Annotated in this window: 1 pseudogene; it reads left to right on the plus strand. The window is 63.4% G+C overall.

Going from position 1 to position 1,377, the window contains the following annotated elements:
• Positions 1-1,084, plus strand: a pseudogene (locus IF803_RS42440) (IS110 family RNA-guided transposase); the annotation flags it as partial.
• Positions 1,085-1,377 lie beyond the last annotated feature (293 nt).

Raw genomic sequence — 1,377 nt, forward strand, 5'->3', positions numbered from 1 at the left:
CTGGATGTGCACAAGGCGACGATTTCGGTTGCAGTGGCCGAAGCGATGCGCGGCGGGGAAGTTCGTAACTTGGGGATCATCCCTAATCGCGCAGATCAAATCGCCAAGCTGGCGAAGAAGCTTGGCAAGGGTGACCGGCAGGTAAGTTTTTGTTACGAAGCCGGACCCTGCGGATATGGCCTGCATCGACAACTGACGGAACTGGGGCACAACTGCATCGTGGTGGCCCCCTCGCTGATCCCGATGAAGGCCGGGGATCGGGTAAAAACCGACCGGCGCGATGCGGCGATGCTGGCCAAGCTGCACCGGAGCGGCGAGCTGACGGCGGTGTGGGTTCCGGATGCGGCGCATGAGGCCATGCGCGACTTGGTGAGAGCCCGCGCCACGGCGATGCGTGTGCTCGGCAAGGCGCGGCAACATCTCCAAGGCTTCCTGCTGCGACATGGGCGCATCTATGCCGGCAAGAAAGGCTGGACCCTAGCTTATCGTCGCTGGCTCACCACGGTGCGCTTCGATCACCCGGCGAGCCAAATCGTTCTGCAGGACTACCTTCATGCCGTGACCGACGCTGAGGCCCGTGTGGACTGCTTGACCAAGCGGATCGAAGAGCTGGCGCTACAATGGTCGATGACGCCATTCGTTGAGGCCGTGCAGGCCATGCGCGGCGTCGCCTTCATCGTTGCCGTGACCGTGGTTGCTGAGGTCGGCGACTTCTCTCGCTTCGACAATCCCCGCCAGTTGATGGCTTCTCGGCCTCGTGCCGTCGGAGTATTCGAGCGGCGCAACCATCCGACGCGGCGGCATCACCAAGGCTGGCAACGCTCTGGCCAGGCGGGCTCTGATCGAGGGGGCATGGACCTATCGCATGCAAGCCCGCGTCAGTCGCAAGCTTCATGACCGTAACGAGCGCCTGCCTCAAGCTATCCGCGATATCGCCTGGAAGGCCCAGGTCAGGCTGTGCGCCCGCTATCGCCGCTTGTCGGCCGGCAAACCCAAGGTGATCGTCACCACCGCCATTGCACGCGAGATGGTCGGCTTCCTGTGGGCGATCGCTCGTCAAGTACAACTCGGGCCGGCCGCCTGAAGAGCGCTGCTCGACCATATCGGTGCCCAGGGCAGGAGGCAGGGCGCGGTGGGGAATCCTCGTGGCCTGTTATGAGCCGGCATTGCCGACGCTCGCCCCCTAGACCGAGGCAGCCCCAAGACGAAACCACGGTCATGCGGTACCCAACCCGCGCATGAGAGCTTGATCAACCGTCGTCTTTGGCCCTGCCTCCTACCGTGGGCACCTTCGAAGTCCAGCGTCCGGGCGCTCAGCCGGAAGCGGCTCCGCTTGATCGAGTCCCTTGACAGCAAACATGAGAGCAGGCTGTTGAA

The sequence above is a fragment of the Bradyrhizobium sp. UFLA06-06 genome, from assembly GCF_054820065.1.